The organism is Sporacetigenium mesophilum DSM 16796, assembly GCF_059569055.1.
The window spans coordinates 15,804-31,652 of sequence record NZ_JCANUR010000004.1; the positions used below are offsets into that span (position 1 = coordinate 15,804).

Consider the following 15,849-nt stretch of genomic DNA (forward strand, 5'->3'; position numbering starts at 1 on the left):
TAATGTTAAACTAATAAGTATTGGAACAAAGAGGTGAAATAATGGATATAGTATTGGCATCAAGCTCTCCTAGACGCAAGGAATTACTTGAAAATTTAAATGTAGATTTTAAAGTTATACCAAGTAGTATAGAAGAAGTTATGATCCCTAATGAAAAGCCAGAAGCATTGGCTATGAGACTTGCGTTTACAAAGGCATTTGATATTGCAAATAAAAATGAGAATAAGGTAGTAATAGGAGCAGACACAATTGTTGTTTTAGACAACGATGTTTTGGGAAAACCAAAAGATGAAAAAGATGCTTTTAATATGCTAAAAAATTTATCAAATACATATCATCAGGTTATTACAGGAATAAGTGTAATTAATCTAAATGAAAACAAAAAGATAGTAGATTATGTTGTAAGTGACGTAAAATTTAAAAATTTAGACGACGAAAAAATTAAAAGATATATAGATACAAAAGAACCATTAGACAAAGCTGGTGCTTATGGAATACAAGGATACGGATCTTTATTAGTAGAAGAAATAAAAGGGGATTACTTCAATATTGTCGGCCTTCCTTTATCTAAGTTAGACGAAATACTACACAAATATTTCCAAATACAAATTTTGTAGTTTTCACACGGTCTACACAAAGATAATTTAATATTTAGGAGGGTGTATATTGGGCGATTCTTTAACTTTACCTATAAAACAAATGGCTCTAGATCAAAGGCCGAGAGAAAAGATGTTAAGACAAGGAACGAAAAGCTTGTCTGATGCTGAATTATTAGCAATAATTTTAAGGACAGGAACGAGAAATAAAAGTGCTATAGAACTGGCACAATATATAATAAACAAAGAAAAAAGTGATGGTATACGTTGGTTAAGTGATGTAACTATAGAAGAACTACGAGAAATAAAAGGTATAGGCATTTCAAAGGCAGCTCAAATAAAAGCAGCTTTAGAACTTGGACAAAGAATATCAAAGTCTAATCCAAATAAGTACAAGGTAACTAATCCTTGGGATTTGTACAAATACTATATGGAGGAAATGAGATATCTAAAAAAAGAAAAGTTCAAAATAATTTTACTAAATACTAAAAGTGAAATTATAACAGACCTGGATATATCAGAAGGTTCCCTTAATTCATCTATAGTTCATCCAAGAGAGGTATTTAAAGAAGCTATAAAAAGAAGTGCAAATAAAATGATACTAATGCACAATCATCCTTCTGGAAATCCAAAACCATCTAAAGAAGATGAAAATGTTACAAATAGACTTATTGAATGTGGAAAGATAATAGGTATAGAAGTTATTGACCATATAATTATCGGAGATGGAACTTATTTTAGCTTTAAAGAAAATATTATTATGTAGCAATGATTAAAGAAAGGAGAAACATTATGTCTAACAAAAAAGAAAAAAAAGAAAAGAAAGAAAAAAAAGGTGGATTTTTTTCACTGTTCGGGGTAAATAAAATCTCAAAGGATATAGGAATAGACTTAGGAACAGCAAATACTTTAGTTTATATAAAAGGTAAAGGTATAGTTGTAAGAGAGCCATCTGTTGTTGCAATAAGAGATGATAGCAAAGAGGTTTTAGCAGTTGGTGAAGAAGCAAAAAGAATGATAGGTAGAACACCAGGTAATATAGTAGCTATAAGACCTATGAAAGATGGAGTTATAGCTGATTTTGATGTAACTCAATCAATGCTAAAATATTTTATACAAAAAGCATATTCTAAAAAAGGTGTAGTAAGCCCAAGAATAGCTATATGTGTTCCTTATGGAGTAACGGAAGTAGAAAAAAGAGCCATAGAGGAAGCGGCAAGAAATGCTGGTGCTAGAGATGCCTTTTTAATAGAAGAACCAATGGCAGCTGCAATAGGTGCAGGCCTTAAAGTTGAAGAATCAGAAGGAAACATGGTAGTAGATATCGGTGGTGGTACTAGTGAAATAGCTATTATATCACTAGGGGGTATAGTTACTGCTAAGTCAGTTAGATTAGGTGGAGATGAATTTGACGAGGCTATAGTAGCTTATGTCAAAAAAGAATATAACTTAATGATAGGTGAAAGAACCGCTGAAAATATTAAAATAGAAATAGGGTCGGCTTACAAAGGTGATGAAGAAGAAACTATGGATATAAGAGGTAGAGACTTAATATCAGGACTACCAAAAACTATATCAATATCATCTTCAGAGGTAAGAGAAGCACTAAAAGAACCAGTAACATCTATAGTAGATGCTATAAAATCTACTTTAGAAAAAACTCCACCAGAATTAGCTGCTGATATAATGGAAAACGGAATAATGTTAACTGGCGGTGGAGCACTTCTTACAGGTTTAGATGAATTAGTAAAACAAGAAACTATGATGCCTGTTCATATAGCAGACAACCCTCTTGACTGTGTTGCAATTGGAACTGGAAAGTCTGTTGAGGATCAAGAAATATTTGAAAAAGTTTTAATGATGAATAAAAGCAACTCTAGAATGAGATAAAAGTTGGTGATATAGTGAGAGCTAAAAAAAATAATGTCAAAAAATATCTTAATTTTAAAGTGATAGCAACGTCTACCGTTGCTATCACTTTAATTGGAATTATAGGAATATCAATAGGAAAAGTAGCAAGTTCAAATAGTACAAGTTATAATTTTGCATTAAATTCTTTCTCATTTGTAGAAAGTGGATTTAGTGGAGTAACTAACTTTTTGGGAGATCAATTTGACGATATAATAAACTTCAAAAAAAATGCAAGAAAAATAGAAAAAGTAGAAAAAGAAAATGAAAATCTAAGAAAAGAAATAGTTGACTTAAGAAGTGATTTAGAAAGTTCAGAGTCTTTAAGTGATCTTAAAAAAGCTCTTAATTTTATAGATGAAGGCTATGGAGCAAATCAAATTAGCGCTTCAGTAGTAGGAAAAAATGATGGAAATTGGTATACAACATTTGTAATATCTGCAGGCTCTAATGACGGAGTTAAAAAAGATAGTATAGTTGCCAATGGCAAAGGATTAGTAGGTATTGTATATGAAGTTTCTAGCAATTACTCTAAGGCAATATCACTACTTGATAATAAGTCTTCAGTTAGCTTTCAACTTTTAAAAGATGATAAATTTAAAGGAGTAATAACTCAAGATGTTACAATAGATACTTTAAGTAATTCAAAGGACAATGGTGATCTAAAAGGATATATGTTTGATGTAAGTTATAATGTTGTTCCAGGGGATGTGCTTACAACTTCAGGCCTTGGTATATATCCAGAAGGGATACCAATAGGTGAAGTAAAAAAAGTTATAGACGATAAAGATAATGCGCTTAAATATGTTATAGTAAAACCTTATGTTGATTTAAAAAATTTAAACGATGTTTTAGTTATAGAACCAAGGACTATAAGCTAAAGAGGTAATAAAAATGAAAAAATTCATACTATCTTTAATAGGAATACTTATTTTAATATTAGAAAACAGCGTTTTTAATTATATAGATATATTTGGAAATAGCGTTAATATAATACTTATTTATATAAGCATTATTTCACTATATTTAGATGAATTAGAAGCAGGTATATTAGGTGCTGCACTAGGCCTTTTAAAAGATTTAACTGTGGGTACTATACTAGGTACTAATGGGCTGAGTTTATTTATAATTGCCTATGTATTTAGTTACTTAAAAGATAAAATATATAAAGAAAGCTTAACAAGTATAATAATATTGGTTATGTTGGCAAGTATGACAGATTCATTAATTAATATTGTATTACTAGGACAGGTATATGCAAATTATGGGGTAATGTATATAATATCTAATGGATTACTTATAATACCAATATTAAATACTTTATCTGGTGTAATTTTTTATCTTATTTTTAAAGATTTAATTTTAAAATTAAAAAAAGAATAGTTGGTGAGATTGTATGGAAAAAAGAAATAAAAAAGATAGATTTGACATAATTAAAATCACGCTTATATCCATATTTTCTATTATTTTAATCAAAATAGCTTATATGACCACATTTAAACAAGGATATTACACACAGTTAGCTGATCAAAAAACATATAAACAGTTAGCTATAAAAGCTCCAAGGGGAGAAATAAGAGATAGATATGGAAGGTTATTAGCTGGAAATAGGCCTTCTTTTACTGTGCAAGTATCTAAAGATGGTATAGCAAAGGGAAATCCAAATCAAATATCTTTGGATCTTATAAATTTGCTACAAAGAAATGGTGAAAATTATATAGATGAACTTCCTATAATAATCGAAAATGGAAAGTTTTATTATAAAGCTGATAAAAATATAGCTGAGTTTAAAAATGACCCAGATTATGGAATACCTCATAATTTTAATGCTAAAGAAAGTTTTTATTTTATTGTAGATAAACTTATAAGCGAAGGTAAATTAGATGAATCGGATAGGGATTTAGACCCACTTAAGTTACAAAAAAAGGTAAATGCAACTGGAACATATCCTCCTATATTGGTGAGTAAATGGAAGTTTACAGATGAAAAAAATAAGGAAGATTGGCTAAAAAGCTATAAGATAGATAATCCCAACATAAGTGCAAGTAAAGCATTTAAACAAATAAGAGCGTACTATGAAATAAGTGATAACATATCTGACAACAGTGCAAGAAAAATACTTATAGTAAGAGATTTACTTAAATCACAAGGATATAAGCAGTACAAGCCTGTAACATTGGCCATTGATTTAAGTGAAAAAACAATAGCTCAAATAAAAGAACTTGAAATAGAATTTCTAGGGGTAAGTACACAAAGACAGCCGATTAGAGAATATCCAAATAATAATTTCTTAGCACATGCCCTAGGCCAAATGGGGAGAATATCTAGTGAAACAGAAATAGAAAAGTATGTAAATGAAAAGAAATATGACCCAGATGAAATGATAGGCAAAGGCGGTATAGAATTGGCCTTTGAAGATATTTTACATGGAGTAGACGGATATAAAAGAGTTCAAGTTGATGCAATCGGTAAGATAACAAAGGAATTAGACTCAAAAAGCCCAAAAGCAGGAGATACTGTTTACTTAAGTATAGATAAGGATTTACAAGAGGTTGCAGAAGAAGCACTTGAAAAAAATATAAAGGCAATACAAACTGGTGGTACATTTGAAAGTCAATATGGTAATAGAAGTTTTAATGGAGAAGCGTATTCTGTTACAAAATCCGGTGCTACAGTTGTTATGGATGTTAAAACTGGAGATGTACTTGCAATGGCTAGTTACCCAGACTATGACCCAAATTTATTTGCAACACCAATATCATCAGCAGATTATGATGAACTTGCCCCAGAAAATCCTAACGATCCTTTAAGTGCAAATCCATTATACAATCTAGCAACATCTGGTGCCGTACAACCAGGGTCTGCATTTAAAATGGTAACTGCAATGGCAGCACTTGACAATGGATTAGATGCTAAATATGCACTTCCAGATGCAGGACACATAGATTTAGGAAAAAGAGTATTTGCAGATGAAATATGGCATAAAAGCAGAAGTACCCACGGAGCTGTAGATTTATATAAAGCAATTGAGCAATCGTGTAACTATTATTTTTACTCTATATCAACAGGATATAACTATACGCAACAAAAGCCACTTCCAGTAAAAATGGATGCAGGTAAAGTATTAGAGTATGCTAGATTGTTTGGTCTAGATAGAAAAACAGGTATAGAAATTGGAGAAAGAATTGCAAAATTCCCAAATCCAGAAGATAAACTTAAAAGTACTAAGATTAATCTTAAATATGCTCTAGATAAAAAAATGGCAGATGCATTTAAGGATATAACTAAAAAATCAGATCCAGATGAATATGAGAAAAGAATTGATGAAATAGTTAGCTGGGCTGAAGAAAATCCTTCAAGGGGAGAGACAATAGAAAGAGTTACAAAGTTAAACGTAAAAGAAGATAGAATAGAAGAAATATCAGATATAGCTAAATTTAGTTATTTTAATCAAGCTAAATGGACAACTGCAGATACATTTAACTTAGCAATAGGACAAGGTGAAAATGCTTATACACCTCTTCAAATGGCAAGATTTACATCAGCACTTGCAAATGGGGGTAATTTACTAGAACTATCTTTAGTAGATAAAATAATTTCATCTAACTATTCAAATATAAAAGAAGATCCTAATAATAAAGAACAAATACCTCTAAAAAACAGAGCAGGACTTGAAGATATTGCAAAAGGTATGAGACAAGTTTCAACTATAGGTACAGGTAAAGGAACATTTGCATCTTTCCCTATAGAAGTAGCTGCAAAAACTGGTTCAGCTCAGAAAAGTGGTAAAATACCAACTGAAAATGAAGTGGATTATTTAGAAGCTCATATGGGTTCTTATGGAGTATCAATGACAGAGGCTTCTAAGTTAGCATATGATATGAAAAAAGCAGACAAGGTGACAGCTACTGACGATAAAACTAATTCAAGCTATTTAAGAAGAGCGATAAAAGAATTAAATCCTAATATATCTAATGAAGATATAGATAGATTTAAAGCAGATTACGTGGCTTTCAGCTGGTCGGTAGCATTTGCTCCATACGATAACCCAGAAATAGCAGTAGTAACTGTTATACCACAAGGAGCACATGGGGCATCAAGCCTACCTACAGCTAGGGAGATTTTTGGACAATATTTTGGTTTAAACAAAAAAAATGAAGATAAAGATAAAGATATAGAAAAAAACAGTGATAAAGTGGAAAATAGTGTAAGAAGTCAAGAAGAAACTATAAATTTTATGCCACAAATGCTAAAATAAAGAAGGAATTGAATATTTTTTGAAGAATATAATTAAATGATATGATACTCTGGAGGTTGAAGTGGCTTTGGGAGAGTTGAACATGGAAGATTTAATTGAATTTAAAGGAACGAGAAGAGGACTTGTAGTAAATGTAAAAAAAAGAGCATCTCTTGAAACAATAAAACAAAGCATTATAGATAGGTTAGAATCTTCTATTGGTTTTTTCAATGGAGCTAAGATATATTCTATTAATTGTCCTGGGTTAAGTGATATAGAGTTAATAGACCTTAAGGACCATATATCTACTAGATTTGATGTTGAATTTATAGAAGAAGAACCTAAAGAACCTGAAACAAGATATTATAATACAAAGTATGTTAGCACATTAAGATCAGGTGATAATGTTCAGTTTGACGGAGACGTTGTTGTCATGACTGATATGAAGCCAGGTTGTCAAATTATAGCTGCTGGAAATATAGTGGTTATGGGAGATATAAACCCTGGGGCAAAGGTTGTAGCTTATGGAAATGTAATTGTTATGGGGAAGGTAGAAGGATTTATACATGCTGGGGCATTAGGAAATATACATTCATATATCGTTGCTAATAATTTAGACCCTAAAATATTAAAAATAGCTGATTGTATAGCAGAAGCACCAGAAGAAGAGTATATCTCAAGTAAATCTATAAACCCAGAAATAGCATTTATAAATAACGGTATCATAGTTATTGAAAATTATTCATCTAAAAATATAAAATAGTAGGAAAAGACTGGGGGTAGTATAATGAGTGAAGTTATAGTTATAACATCAGGAAAAGGTGGAGTTGGTAAAACTACCACTACTGCAAACTTAGGTACAGCTTTAAGCTTAGAAGGCAAAAAAACTGTAGTAGTTGATGCAGATATCGGACTTAGAAATTTAGATGTTGTTATGGGTCTTGAAAATAGAATAGTATATGATATGGTAGATGTTGTAGAAGGAAATTGTAGATTAAAACAAGCTCTTATAAAAGATAAGAGGTTTGATAATTTATATTTGTTACCTGCAGCTCAAACTAGAGATAAAAATGCTATAACGCCTGATCAAATGAAAACACTATGTGACCAACTGAGAGAATCGTTTGATTATATATTAATGGATTGTCCAGCAGGGATAGAGCAAGGGTTTAAAAATGCTATAGCAGGTGCTGATAGAGCTATAGTAGTTACAAATCCAGAAATATCAGCTGTAAGAGATGCTGATAGAATAATAGGGTTATTAGAGGCACATGAAATAAAAGATATACGTTTAATTATAAACAGAATAAGAAATGAAATGGTTAAACGTGGAGATATGATGGATAAGCAGGATATAATAGAAATATTAGCTATAGACTTAATTGGGTTAGTGCCAGATGATGAAAGTATAATAGTATCTACTAATAAAGGAGAACCTGCAATACTTGATAATAAATCAATGGCAGGACAAGCCTATAGAAATATAACAAAAAGAATATTAGGCGAAGATATTCCTTTATTAGATATGGATGTTGAAGATACAATTATGACTAAAATTAAAAAAATCTTTGGCATGGCTAAATAGGGGGGATATTATCCATGTTGGATCTATTTAAATTCTTTTCAAACGAATCAAAAACTAGTAAAAATGTAGCAAAAGAAAGATTAAAATTGGTTTTAGTTCATGATAGAGTGGATTGTTCACCTAAACTTTTAGAACTAATAAAAAGTGATATATTAAATGTTATAGCAAATTATGCAGAGATAGAAGAAGACGGATTAGAAATAAAGATGTCTAAATCTAGAAGTGAAGAAACTGGAAATCCTGTATCTTCATTAGTAGCTAATATACCGCTTAGAAACATAAAAGAAAGAGCTAGATAAAATTTTGAATTGGGGAATTCTTTATAAGAATTTCCCAATTTTTTTGTATTTATTGTATATCCATATATAAACCTGTATAATTTATATATAGATATAAGGTAAAGAAAGATGGTGATTATGTGGGTGAATTAAATTCAAAATTTAAATTAGTAAAGCAGTTAGACTGGAGATTAATACTTACTGTATTGGCAATATTTTTTATGGGACTTCTTATATTAACTAGTGCTACTCATGCTAATAAAACAGGTAATTTCTCTCAGATATATAAACAAACACTGGCATTTGGAATTGGAATATTTTTAATAGTAGTCATGCTTTTAGTGGACTATAATATAATAGGAAAGCATTCTAAAGTATTATACTGGCTTAGTATAATTTTATTATTACTTGTGTGGGTTCCTGGACTTGGAAAGGCAAACGCAGGAGCTAGATCGTGGCTTAACTTAGGACCACTTGATTTTCAAACTTCAGAACTTGTTAAGCTAACATTTATAATGAGTTATGCAAAAATTGTTGAGTCAAAAAAGGACAAACTAAATACTATAAAGGATTTAATTCCTCTTGGGTTATATGCAGCTCCTATACTTGTATTACTTCTTATACAACCGGATTTGGGAACTACTATAGTTTTTTGTTGTATTATATTTGGGATGTTATATACAGCAGGACTTAATACAAAACTTTTAAAAAAGGCAGCTATAGGATTTTTAGTATTACTTCCTATAATATATCTTTTAATGGCACCACATCAAAAGGTTAGAATAGAAGCATTCTTGCATCCAGATGACCCTACTTATGAGGGAAATTATCAGGTTATACAATCTATGATAGCTATAGGTTCTGGAGGTATCACAGGTAAAGGACTTTATGGTGGAAGTCAAGGGCAGTATGACTTTTTACCTGTACAAGATAGTGACTTTATATTTGCTGTTGTAGGGGAAGAATTAGGATTTATAGGAATGGCTATACTTATATTGTTATATGTATATTTCTTATATAGAATGCTTTATATAGCAAAAGAGGCGAAGGATTTTTATGGAACTCTCATTGTTATAGGAGTTATGGGTATGTTTGCATATCAAATAATACAAAATATAGGTATGACAGTTGCGCTAATACCTGTTACAGGAGTTACATTGCCCTTTGTTAGTTATGGAGGAAGTTCGTTGCTTACATCACTAGCAAACTTGGGTCTTGCATTAAATGTAGGAATGAGAAGAAAGAAAATAAATTTCTAGGTTTAAGGAGATATTAACATGAATATGAATATTGCATTAATTGCCCATGATAATATGAAAAATACTATGGTTGGCTTTTGCATAGCTTATGAACATATACTAAAAAAATATGGATTATACGCTACTGGAACTACAGGGACTAGGATAATGGAGTCAACAGAGCTTAATGTAAATAGACTAGCCTCAGGACCTTTAGGTGGAGACCAACAAATAGGATCAATGATAGTAACACAAGATATAGATCTAGTAATATTTTTAAAAGATCCATTAACTTCTCAAGCACATGAACCAGATATACAAGCATTAATAAGGTTATGCGATGTTCACTATGTGCCTATAGCAACTAACTTAGCATCAGCTGAAATATTTATAAATGCCCTTGATAGAGGAGAACTATCTTGGAGAGAAGTAAGAAAAACTAGTGATATTATAAAGTAAATAAATGAGAGCACTTATCTTAATTAAGATAGGTGCTTTTTTGAGCATATTAACCGGACAAACATCATAGTATTATTAAGAACAAATAAATTTAATCTTTGGGGGGCTATAAATGAAATCTATTATAAGACTTAGAATGGGAGAAAATGATGCTCATTACGGAGGAAATTTAGTTGATGGAGCAAGAATACTACAATTATTTGGTGATGTCGCTACTGAATTGTTAATAAAAAATGATGGTGATGAAGGGTTATTTAAGGCATATGATAATGTAGAATTTTTAGCGCCTGTATATGCAGGGGATTATATAGAAGTTGTTGGAGAAATGATAGGCTGGGGGAATACTTCAAGAAAAATTGTATTTGAAGCTAGAAAGGTTATAGTACCAAGAAAGGATATAAATGATTCGGCTGCTGACTTTTTATGTAAGCCAATAGTAGTATGTAGGGCAAGTGGTACTTGTGTAGTTCCTAGAGATAAACAAAGGGGTCATGTGTAATGGAAAAATTAATAATAACTGCAGCTATATGTGGCGCTGAAGTAACAAAAGAGCACAACTCTGCTGTTCCATACACTATTCAAGAAGTACAAAGGGAAGCTAAAAGTGCATATGACTCAGGGGCTAGTATTATACATTTACATGTTAGAGAAGATGATGGTACCTTAACTCAAGATATAAATAGATTTAGAAAGAGTATAGAAGCTATAAAAGAAGTTTGCCCTGATGTAATAATACAACCTTCAACAGGTATTAATCTAAATCCTGAAATGGCAACTCTAGACTTTGGTACTTGTAATGAAAACACAATAAAAGAGTTTGCAAGAAAAATGTTAGATTTAGGTGTAAAACCAGAAATTGAAGTATTTGATAAAGGTATGGTAGATATGGCATTAAGATTACATAAACAGGGATATATAAAAGACCCTATGCACTTTAACTTTGTAATGGGTGTAAATGGTGGAATAAGTGCAACCCCTCGTGATTTAATGTTTTTAAAGGAAAGTATAAAAAGTTGGGATACATTTACTGTATCAGGTATAGGAGAATCTCAATTTCAAATGGCTACACTTTCAATATTATTGGGAGGTCATGTTAGAGTTGGATTTGAAGATAATGTATATATATCAAAGGGCGTTTTAGCAAAATCTAATGGAGAATTAGTAGATAAGGTTGTAAGAATAGCAAAGGAACTTGGAAGAGAAGTAGCTACACCTCAAGAAGCAAGAGAAATACTTGGACTGGAGGGATATAATGCGGGAAGAAATATATAAATATATTGATGATACACTGGCAATTGCAATTTTAGATGTTGCTGGAGCGCAAGCCCAAACCCAAAGAATAGTTAGAAAAGGGGATAGTGTCTTAGTATTAGGGGCTGATGAAAAATCTGGAATATTATGTTGTTACGAAGCTAAAAAGAAAGTAGGGAAAAGCGGTAAAGTTATTGGTTTGGTGAGAAGTGAAAAATATAGAGATTTATTATTACAATCAAACTTTTGCCATGATGTTGTAGTTGCAGATATTGGTAATCCTAAAGAAGTGTTAAATAAGGTACTTAAGGCCAACGATGGTGATGAAGTAGATATTTGTATAAACTGTGTAAATATAAGTGATACAGAAATGAGTAGTATACTAACTGTTAGAGATGAAGGAACAGTATGTTTCTTTTCGATGACCACAAGCTTTGCTAATGCGGTTTTAGGTTCCAAAGAGGTAGATAAGGACCTTAATATGTTAATAGGATGTGAATATACAAAAAATCACGTTGATATAACTATAGATTCATTAAGAGAAAGTGAAACACTTAGAAATATATTTAAAAAATTATATATTTAAGGTAGATAGTTTAATTAAGTTCAAAATGTAACCTCTATAAATCATAGAATTTTAAGAGGTTACATTTTGTTTTGTCACAGACCTCAAATAATTTGTACAAACAGTAACCTTTTTGTATTATTTAAAATATTATATACTAGGCTTTTATAGCCATATATTATAAAAATCAATAGAGGTGTATAAAAATGAATAACTATCCTATTATATCTATTCTAGGAAGCAGTGGGGGAGTTGCTAAAGCTGTATTATCTATACTAAGCAAATCTCTTCAAGATAAAAATGACCCTATTCATAAATTAATCTATAATTGTCAAATTCACTTAATAGATAAAAAACAAAAAGATATAAGTTATTTTCATCAACTATTTCCTAATCTTAAAGAAAAAATATTTTTATATGAATTTGACCTTGAAAATACTATTAGGTTTAAAGAGCATATTAAAAATACTAAAACCACACTTGTAATTGATGTTTCATGGGCAGACACAGTAAAAATGCTAAAATGTTGTAATGAATTAGGTGTTTCATATATAAACTCTGCGCTAGAAAATACAGCGGTTGATGAGGATGTTGATGGAGAATATGAAGGTTTTACTACTTCAAAACGATATGAATTCTTTGAGAAATATAAGAATAACTTTTTAAATACCACATCTATTATTTGTAGCGGTATGAATCCTGGAGTTGTTCAATGGATGGCGCTAAAAATGATAAAAGAAAATGATAATACTATACCTAAAGCTTGCTATATTGTTGAAGAAGATGATTCTTTTTATATAGATGAATCGATAGCACAAAAAGATACAATTTATACAACTTGGTCACCTGAATGTTTCCTAGATGAAGCCATTTTAAGTTATCCTTTATTTATGAAACAGAATACACAACTATTTATATATGAAGAAGTATATGCTATTGAATTTAAGGTTACCTTAGGAGAAAAACAATTTTATGGTTGTATTATGCCTCATGAAGAAGTCCTTACACTAGGTGAATTATATAATATGGAAGTTGGATTTATTTATAAAGTCAATGACCATACAACTCAGGTAATTAGAGAAAATATTGATAATCTAGATATATTATGGGAAAGACCAATGAAAGTTCTAGATCCTAGTGAATATCCTCTAAAAGGACAAGATTTAGTTGGTGTACTTCTTGTATACGATGACAAAGAAGTATATATGTACAATGCTTTAAATAATAAAGAAATATTTGATCAATACAAGGTTAGTGCAACTTATTTTCAAGTAGCCTGTGGAATTTACGGAGCTATAGCTGCTATATTATTAGATAATATTCCAAAAGGTATTTACTATGTGGATAATCTACTTCTAAAAACAGATAGTCAATATGGGGAATATTTATCATACTATATGAAAGAGTTTGTAATAGGAGAAAATGAAATTTCAGATGGGCTTTTACTGGATAGAATTAAAATAATAAATAAATAATTTATAACCGAAAGGGGCTAAAAATGATAGCCTCTTTTTAGAGAATATAGTCTAGATAAATATTTGAAAGTCACACTAATATTCTGTACAATTAAATAAAGACAAACTGGATAAAAAAGGATATTTTCAAGGGGATAGGAGATATATTTATGAATTATATTATAATAGATAAGGACTATAAACTTAAAGTTATTACTTATGATTCTATAGAATTAATTGAAAGCTTATGCACAAAATGTATAGACTACTATGGTTCATATTATGGACAATATAATATTACAGACGTTACTAAAGAAGTATTTGAAGATATTCCACCTAATAAGGACTATATAGATAAGTTTGTATTTGGAGTATTTAAGAATAATAGCCAATTAGTTGGGATTATTGATATTGTAAGGGACTTTCCTACACAAGAAGAATGGATAATTGGTCTAATGCTTATTGAACCAAATGAGAGAAAAAATAAGTTAGGTACAAAAATACATAAATCATTAATTAAATGGGCTACTGACTTAGGGGCAAAGCCATTTAGAATAGGGGTAATAAAAGACAATCATGTAGCTATGAAATTTTGGTCTAATTTAGGATATAAGAAAATAAAAGAAGTAAATATGGACTTATGCGGCAAGAAAAACATAGTGTATGTTATGAGACTTGAGTTAAAATTATAGAAATTAAAGAGGGGGATGGGATATTGAAAAAATTATTTGCAATATTAACGATGGTTTTAATGTTGGGGATAACAGGATGTGCCAATAAAGATAATGAAAATAAAGGTAGAAATAAAGGAATTAATATTACTAGAGAAAAGTTTGATAAAGTAGAAGAAATGAAAGATAGATTACAAGGAAACTATACAGGAATATTTAAGGTTAATAACTTAGAAAAGGGAAAATACAAAGTAACTATATTGAAGGAAGAATATAATAATGGCAAACTAAAAAAATCTAGAGATTTGATAGGTAGTGAAATAGAAATTAAAGATGAAAAAGATAAATTATATGTAGGAGTTAATAAAAATCAATATGATATAACTGTTGATATAAATCAGATAAACGGTGATAAGATTAACTCTGCAACAGCTTCAAGTGATATTAATATAGGTGATGATAAAGAAAACGGATATTCATGGTCAATGCTAGAAAACAATAATGTTGAATTCCACAAGATGAAATTAGATAAAGAGATATCAATTGCATCATTTAGTATCGGAAATAATAATACAACATACGGTATAAGTGTAGGTGAAGACGCTAAAAAACCAAGCGAGTATGCCTTAGATGGGGGAGCAAATTCAAAGGATATAGTTATATATCTAAAAATAAGTGAAATGAAATAAGTAATAGAAGCTGAAGAATGCTAGTATTTAACTAAGGGAGATGAACATGAAACCTAAATCAAAAACAATAAAAAATCTTATCATAGCTCTTTTTATATTTATAGGTTTAATTATATTCTTTATATGGCAAAACAACGCAGTCGGTATAACAAAATATGAATATATAAATTCAAAAATTCCTAAAGGTTTTGATAGTTATAAAATTATTCAAATTTCAGATTTACATAATAAAAATTATCATGGTAGATTGTCGGAGAAAATTCGAAAGGTTAATCCTGATATTATTATAATCACGGGAGATTTAATCGATAGAAGAAATACAAAAATAGATATAGCAACAGAATTTTTACAGCAAATAGCTACGATAGCACCTATATATTATGTTTCAGGAAACCACGAGCAATTATCGGGAAAATATAATGAACTAAAAAAAGAACTTGAAAATTTGAATGTAAATATTATTGATAATTCTTATATAACATTAAATAAAAGTAAAGACGAAATTGGACTTATGGGAATAGCAGACCCTTCAATTATGCAAAGTGAAAAAAATTATCTTTGGAGTAATAACAGTGAATATATGAGAAATAGTATTAGTAAATTATTTGAGGATATAGACACAGATTTTAATATATTGCTATCACATAGACCGGAACAATTCAGTATATATAAAGAAATGAATGTGGATATAGTTTTTAGTGGTCATGCCCATGGAGGTCAAATTAGAATTCCCTTTGTTGGCGGCTTAATTGCACCTAACCAAGGTTTATTTCCAAAGTATACACAAGGAATATATAGTGATGACTCAACATCGATGGTTGTAAGTAGAGGATTAGGAAATAGTGTTTTTCCACTGCGAGTGTTCAATCCTCCAGAATTAGTTGTAGTTACTTTAAAAAAAGAGTAAAGTTATAATAT

18 protein-coding genes are annotated in these 15,849 nt (G+C 30.2%); all 18 read left to right on the forward strand.

The window, feature by feature from the left end:
• Window positions 1-41: 41 nt before the first annotated feature.
• The 18 genes from BS62_RS05190 to BS62_RS05275 all read left to right on the forward strand — a co-directional run bounded on the left by BS62_RS05190 (window position 42) and on the right by BS62_RS05275 (window position 15,838).
• Window positions 42-617 (forward strand): Maf family protein, encoded by a 576-nt coding sequence (locus BS62_RS05190; RefSeq protein ID WP_496490193.1) that lies wholly within the window; start codon window positions 42-44, stop codon window positions 615-617.
• Between the two features lie 82 nt (window positions 618-699).
• Window positions 700-1,362, forward strand: a complete 663-nt coding sequence (gene radC / locus BS62_RS05195) for a RadC family protein (RefSeq protein ID WP_496490331.1) — start codon at window positions 700-702, stop codon at window positions 1,360-1,362.
• Window positions 1,363-1,388: 26 nt separating this feature from the next.
• Window positions 1,389-2,486, forward strand: a complete 1,098-nt coding sequence (locus BS62_RS05200) for a rod shape-determining protein (protein ID WP_496490194.1) — start codon at window positions 1,389-1,391, stop codon at window positions 2,484-2,486.
• A gap of 14 nt (window positions 2,487-2,500) precedes the next feature.
• The gene (mreC, locus tag BS62_RS05205) at window positions 2,501-3,385 is read left to right on the forward strand and encodes a rod shape-determining protein MreC (RefSeq protein ID WP_496490195.1); all 885 of its coding nucleotides are present in this window, start codon (window positions 2,501-2,503) and stop codon (window positions 3,383-3,385) included.
• A gap of 13 nt (window positions 3,386-3,398) precedes the next feature.
• Window positions 3,399-3,887, forward strand: a complete 489-nt coding sequence (mreD, locus tag BS62_RS05210) for a rod shape-determining protein MreD (RefSeq protein WP_496490196.1) — start codon at window positions 3,399-3,401, stop codon at window positions 3,885-3,887.
• 13 nt (window positions 3,888-3,900) lie between these two features.
• Window positions 3,901-6,762 carry a penicillin-binding transpeptidase domain-containing protein gene (locus BS62_RS05215; protein ID WP_496490197.1) on the forward strand — a complete coding sequence of 954 codons (2,862 nt, stop codon included), beginning with the start codon at window positions 3,901-3,903 and terminating at the stop codon, window positions 6,760-6,762.
• Between the two features lie 82 nt (window positions 6,763-6,844).
• Complete coding sequence (locus BS62_RS05220) at window positions 6,845-7,504, forward strand: septum site-determining protein MinC (RefSeq protein WP_496490198.1); 660 nt, start codon at window positions 6,845-6,847, stop codon at window positions 7,502-7,504.
• Between the two features lie 24 nt (window positions 7,505-7,528).
• A complete protein-coding gene (gene minD / locus BS62_RS05225) occupies window positions 7,529-8,326 on the forward strand; it encodes a septum site-determining protein MinD (RefSeq protein ID WP_496490199.1) in 798 nt (265 codons plus the stop codon).
• Window positions 8,327-8,340: 14 nt separating this feature from the next.
• Window positions 8,341-8,625: a cell division topological specificity factor MinE gene (gene minE, locus BS62_RS05230; protein ID WP_496490200.1), complete on the forward strand. Its 285-nt coding sequence runs from the start codon at window positions 8,341-8,343 to the stop codon at window positions 8,623-8,625.
• Between the two features lie 119 nt (window positions 8,626-8,744).
• The gene (rodA, locus tag BS62_RS05235; protein ID WP_496490201.1) at window positions 8,745-9,863 is read left to right on the forward strand and encodes a rod shape-determining protein RodA; all 1,119 of its coding nucleotides are present in this window, start codon (window positions 8,745-8,747) and stop codon (window positions 9,861-9,863) included.
• Between the two features lie 24 nt (window positions 9,864-9,887).
• A complete protein-coding gene (locus BS62_RS05240) occupies window positions 9,888-10,301 on the forward strand; it encodes a methylglyoxal synthase (RefSeq protein WP_496490332.1) in 414 nt (137 codons plus the stop codon).
• A 112-nt stretch (window positions 10,302-10,413) separates the two neighbouring features.
• Window positions 10,414-10,800: a 3-aminobutyryl-CoA ammonia lyase gene (kal, locus tag BS62_RS05245; RefSeq protein ID WP_496490202.1), complete on the forward strand. Its 387-nt coding sequence runs from the start codon at window positions 10,414-10,416 to the stop codon at window positions 10,798-10,800.
• Window positions 10,800-11,573: a beta-keto acid cleavage family enzyme gene (locus BS62_RS05250; protein WP_496490203.1), complete on the forward strand. Its 774-nt coding sequence runs from the start codon at window positions 10,800-10,802 to the stop codon at window positions 11,571-11,573. The genes kal and BS62_RS05250 overlap by 1 nt, the downstream gene beginning before the upstream one ends.
• Window positions 11,554-12,138, forward strand: a complete 585-nt coding sequence (locus tag BS62_RS05255; RefSeq protein ID WP_496490204.1) for an MDR/zinc-dependent alcohol dehydrogenase-like family protein — start codon at window positions 11,554-11,556, stop codon at window positions 12,136-12,138. Before BS62_RS05250 ends, BS62_RS05255 begins: the two co-directional genes overlap by 20 nt.
• A 185-nt stretch (window positions 12,139-12,323) precedes the next feature.
• Window positions 12,324-13,592, forward strand: a complete 1,269-nt coding sequence (locus BS62_RS05260) for a Rossmann-fold NAD(P)-binding domain-containing protein (RefSeq protein WP_496490205.1) — start codon at window positions 12,324-12,326, stop codon at window positions 13,590-13,592.
• 149 nt (window positions 13,593-13,741) lie between these two features.
• Complete coding sequence (locus tag BS62_RS05265) at window positions 13,742-14,263, forward strand: GNAT family N-acetyltransferase (RefSeq protein ID WP_496490206.1); 522 nt, start codon at window positions 13,742-13,744, stop codon at window positions 14,261-14,263.
• Between the two features lie 23 nt (window positions 14,264-14,286).
• Window positions 14,287-14,931 (forward strand): hypothetical protein, encoded by a 645-nt coding sequence (locus tag BS62_RS05270; protein WP_496490207.1) that lies wholly within the window; start codon window positions 14,287-14,289, stop codon window positions 14,929-14,931.
• A 46-nt stretch (window positions 14,932-14,977) separates the two neighbouring features.
• A complete protein-coding gene (locus BS62_RS05275; protein ID WP_496490208.1) occupies window positions 14,978-15,838 on the forward strand; it encodes a metallophosphoesterase in 861 nt (286 codons plus the stop codon).
• Window positions 15,839-15,849 lie beyond the last annotated feature (11 nt).

Coding starts and splice junctions, on each gene's coding strand:
- BS62_RS05190 (WP_496490193.1), top strand. CDS start 42: ATGGATATAGTATTGGCATCAAGCTCTCCTAGACGCAAGGAATTACTT.
- radC (WP_496490331.1), top strand. CDS start 700: ATGGCTCTAGATCAAAGGCCGAGAGAAAAGATGTTAAGACAAGGAACG.
- BS62_RS05200 (WP_496490194.1), top strand. CDS start 1,389: ATGTCTAACAAAAAAGAAAAAAAAGAAAAGAAAGAAAAAAAAGGTGGA.
- mreD (WP_496490196.1), top strand. CDS start 3,399: ATGAAAAAATTCATACTATCTTTAATAGGAATACTTATTTTAATATTA.
- BS62_RS05215 (WP_496490197.1), top strand. CDS start 3,901: ATGGAAAAAAGAAATAAAAAAGATAGATTTGACATAATTAAAATCACG.
- BS62_RS05220 (WP_496490198.1), top strand. CDS start 6,845: ATGGAAGATTTAATTGAATTTAAAGGAACGAGAAGAGGACTTGTAGTA.
- minD (WP_496490199.1), top strand. CDS start 7,529: ATGAGTGAAGTTATAGTTATAACATCAGGAAAAGGTGGAGTTGGTAAA.
- minE (WP_496490200.1), top strand. CDS start 8,341: ATGTTGGATCTATTTAAATTCTTTTCAAACGAATCAAAAACTAGTAAA.
- BS62_RS05240 (WP_496490332.1), top strand. CDS start 9,888: ATGAATATTGCATTAATTGCCCATGATAATATGAAAAATACTATGGTT.
- kal (WP_496490202.1), top strand. CDS start 10,414: ATGAAATCTATTATAAGACTTAGAATGGGAGAAAATGATGCTCATTAC.
- BS62_RS05250 (WP_496490203.1), top strand. CDS start 10,800: ATGGAAAAATTAATAATAACTGCAGCTATATGTGGCGCTGAAGTAACA.
- BS62_RS05255 (WP_496490204.1), top strand. CDS start 11,554: ATGCGGGAAGAAATATATAAATATATTGATGATACACTGGCAATTGCA.
- BS62_RS05260 (WP_496490205.1), top strand. CDS start 12,324: ATGAATAACTATCCTATTATATCTATTCTAGGAAGCAGTGGGGGAGTT.
- BS62_RS05265 (WP_496490206.1), top strand. CDS start 13,742: ATGAATTATATTATAATAGATAAGGACTATAAACTTAAAGTTATTACT.
- BS62_RS05275 (WP_496490208.1), top strand. CDS start 14,978: ATGAAACCTAAATCAAAAACAATAAAAAATCTTATCATAGCTCTTTTT.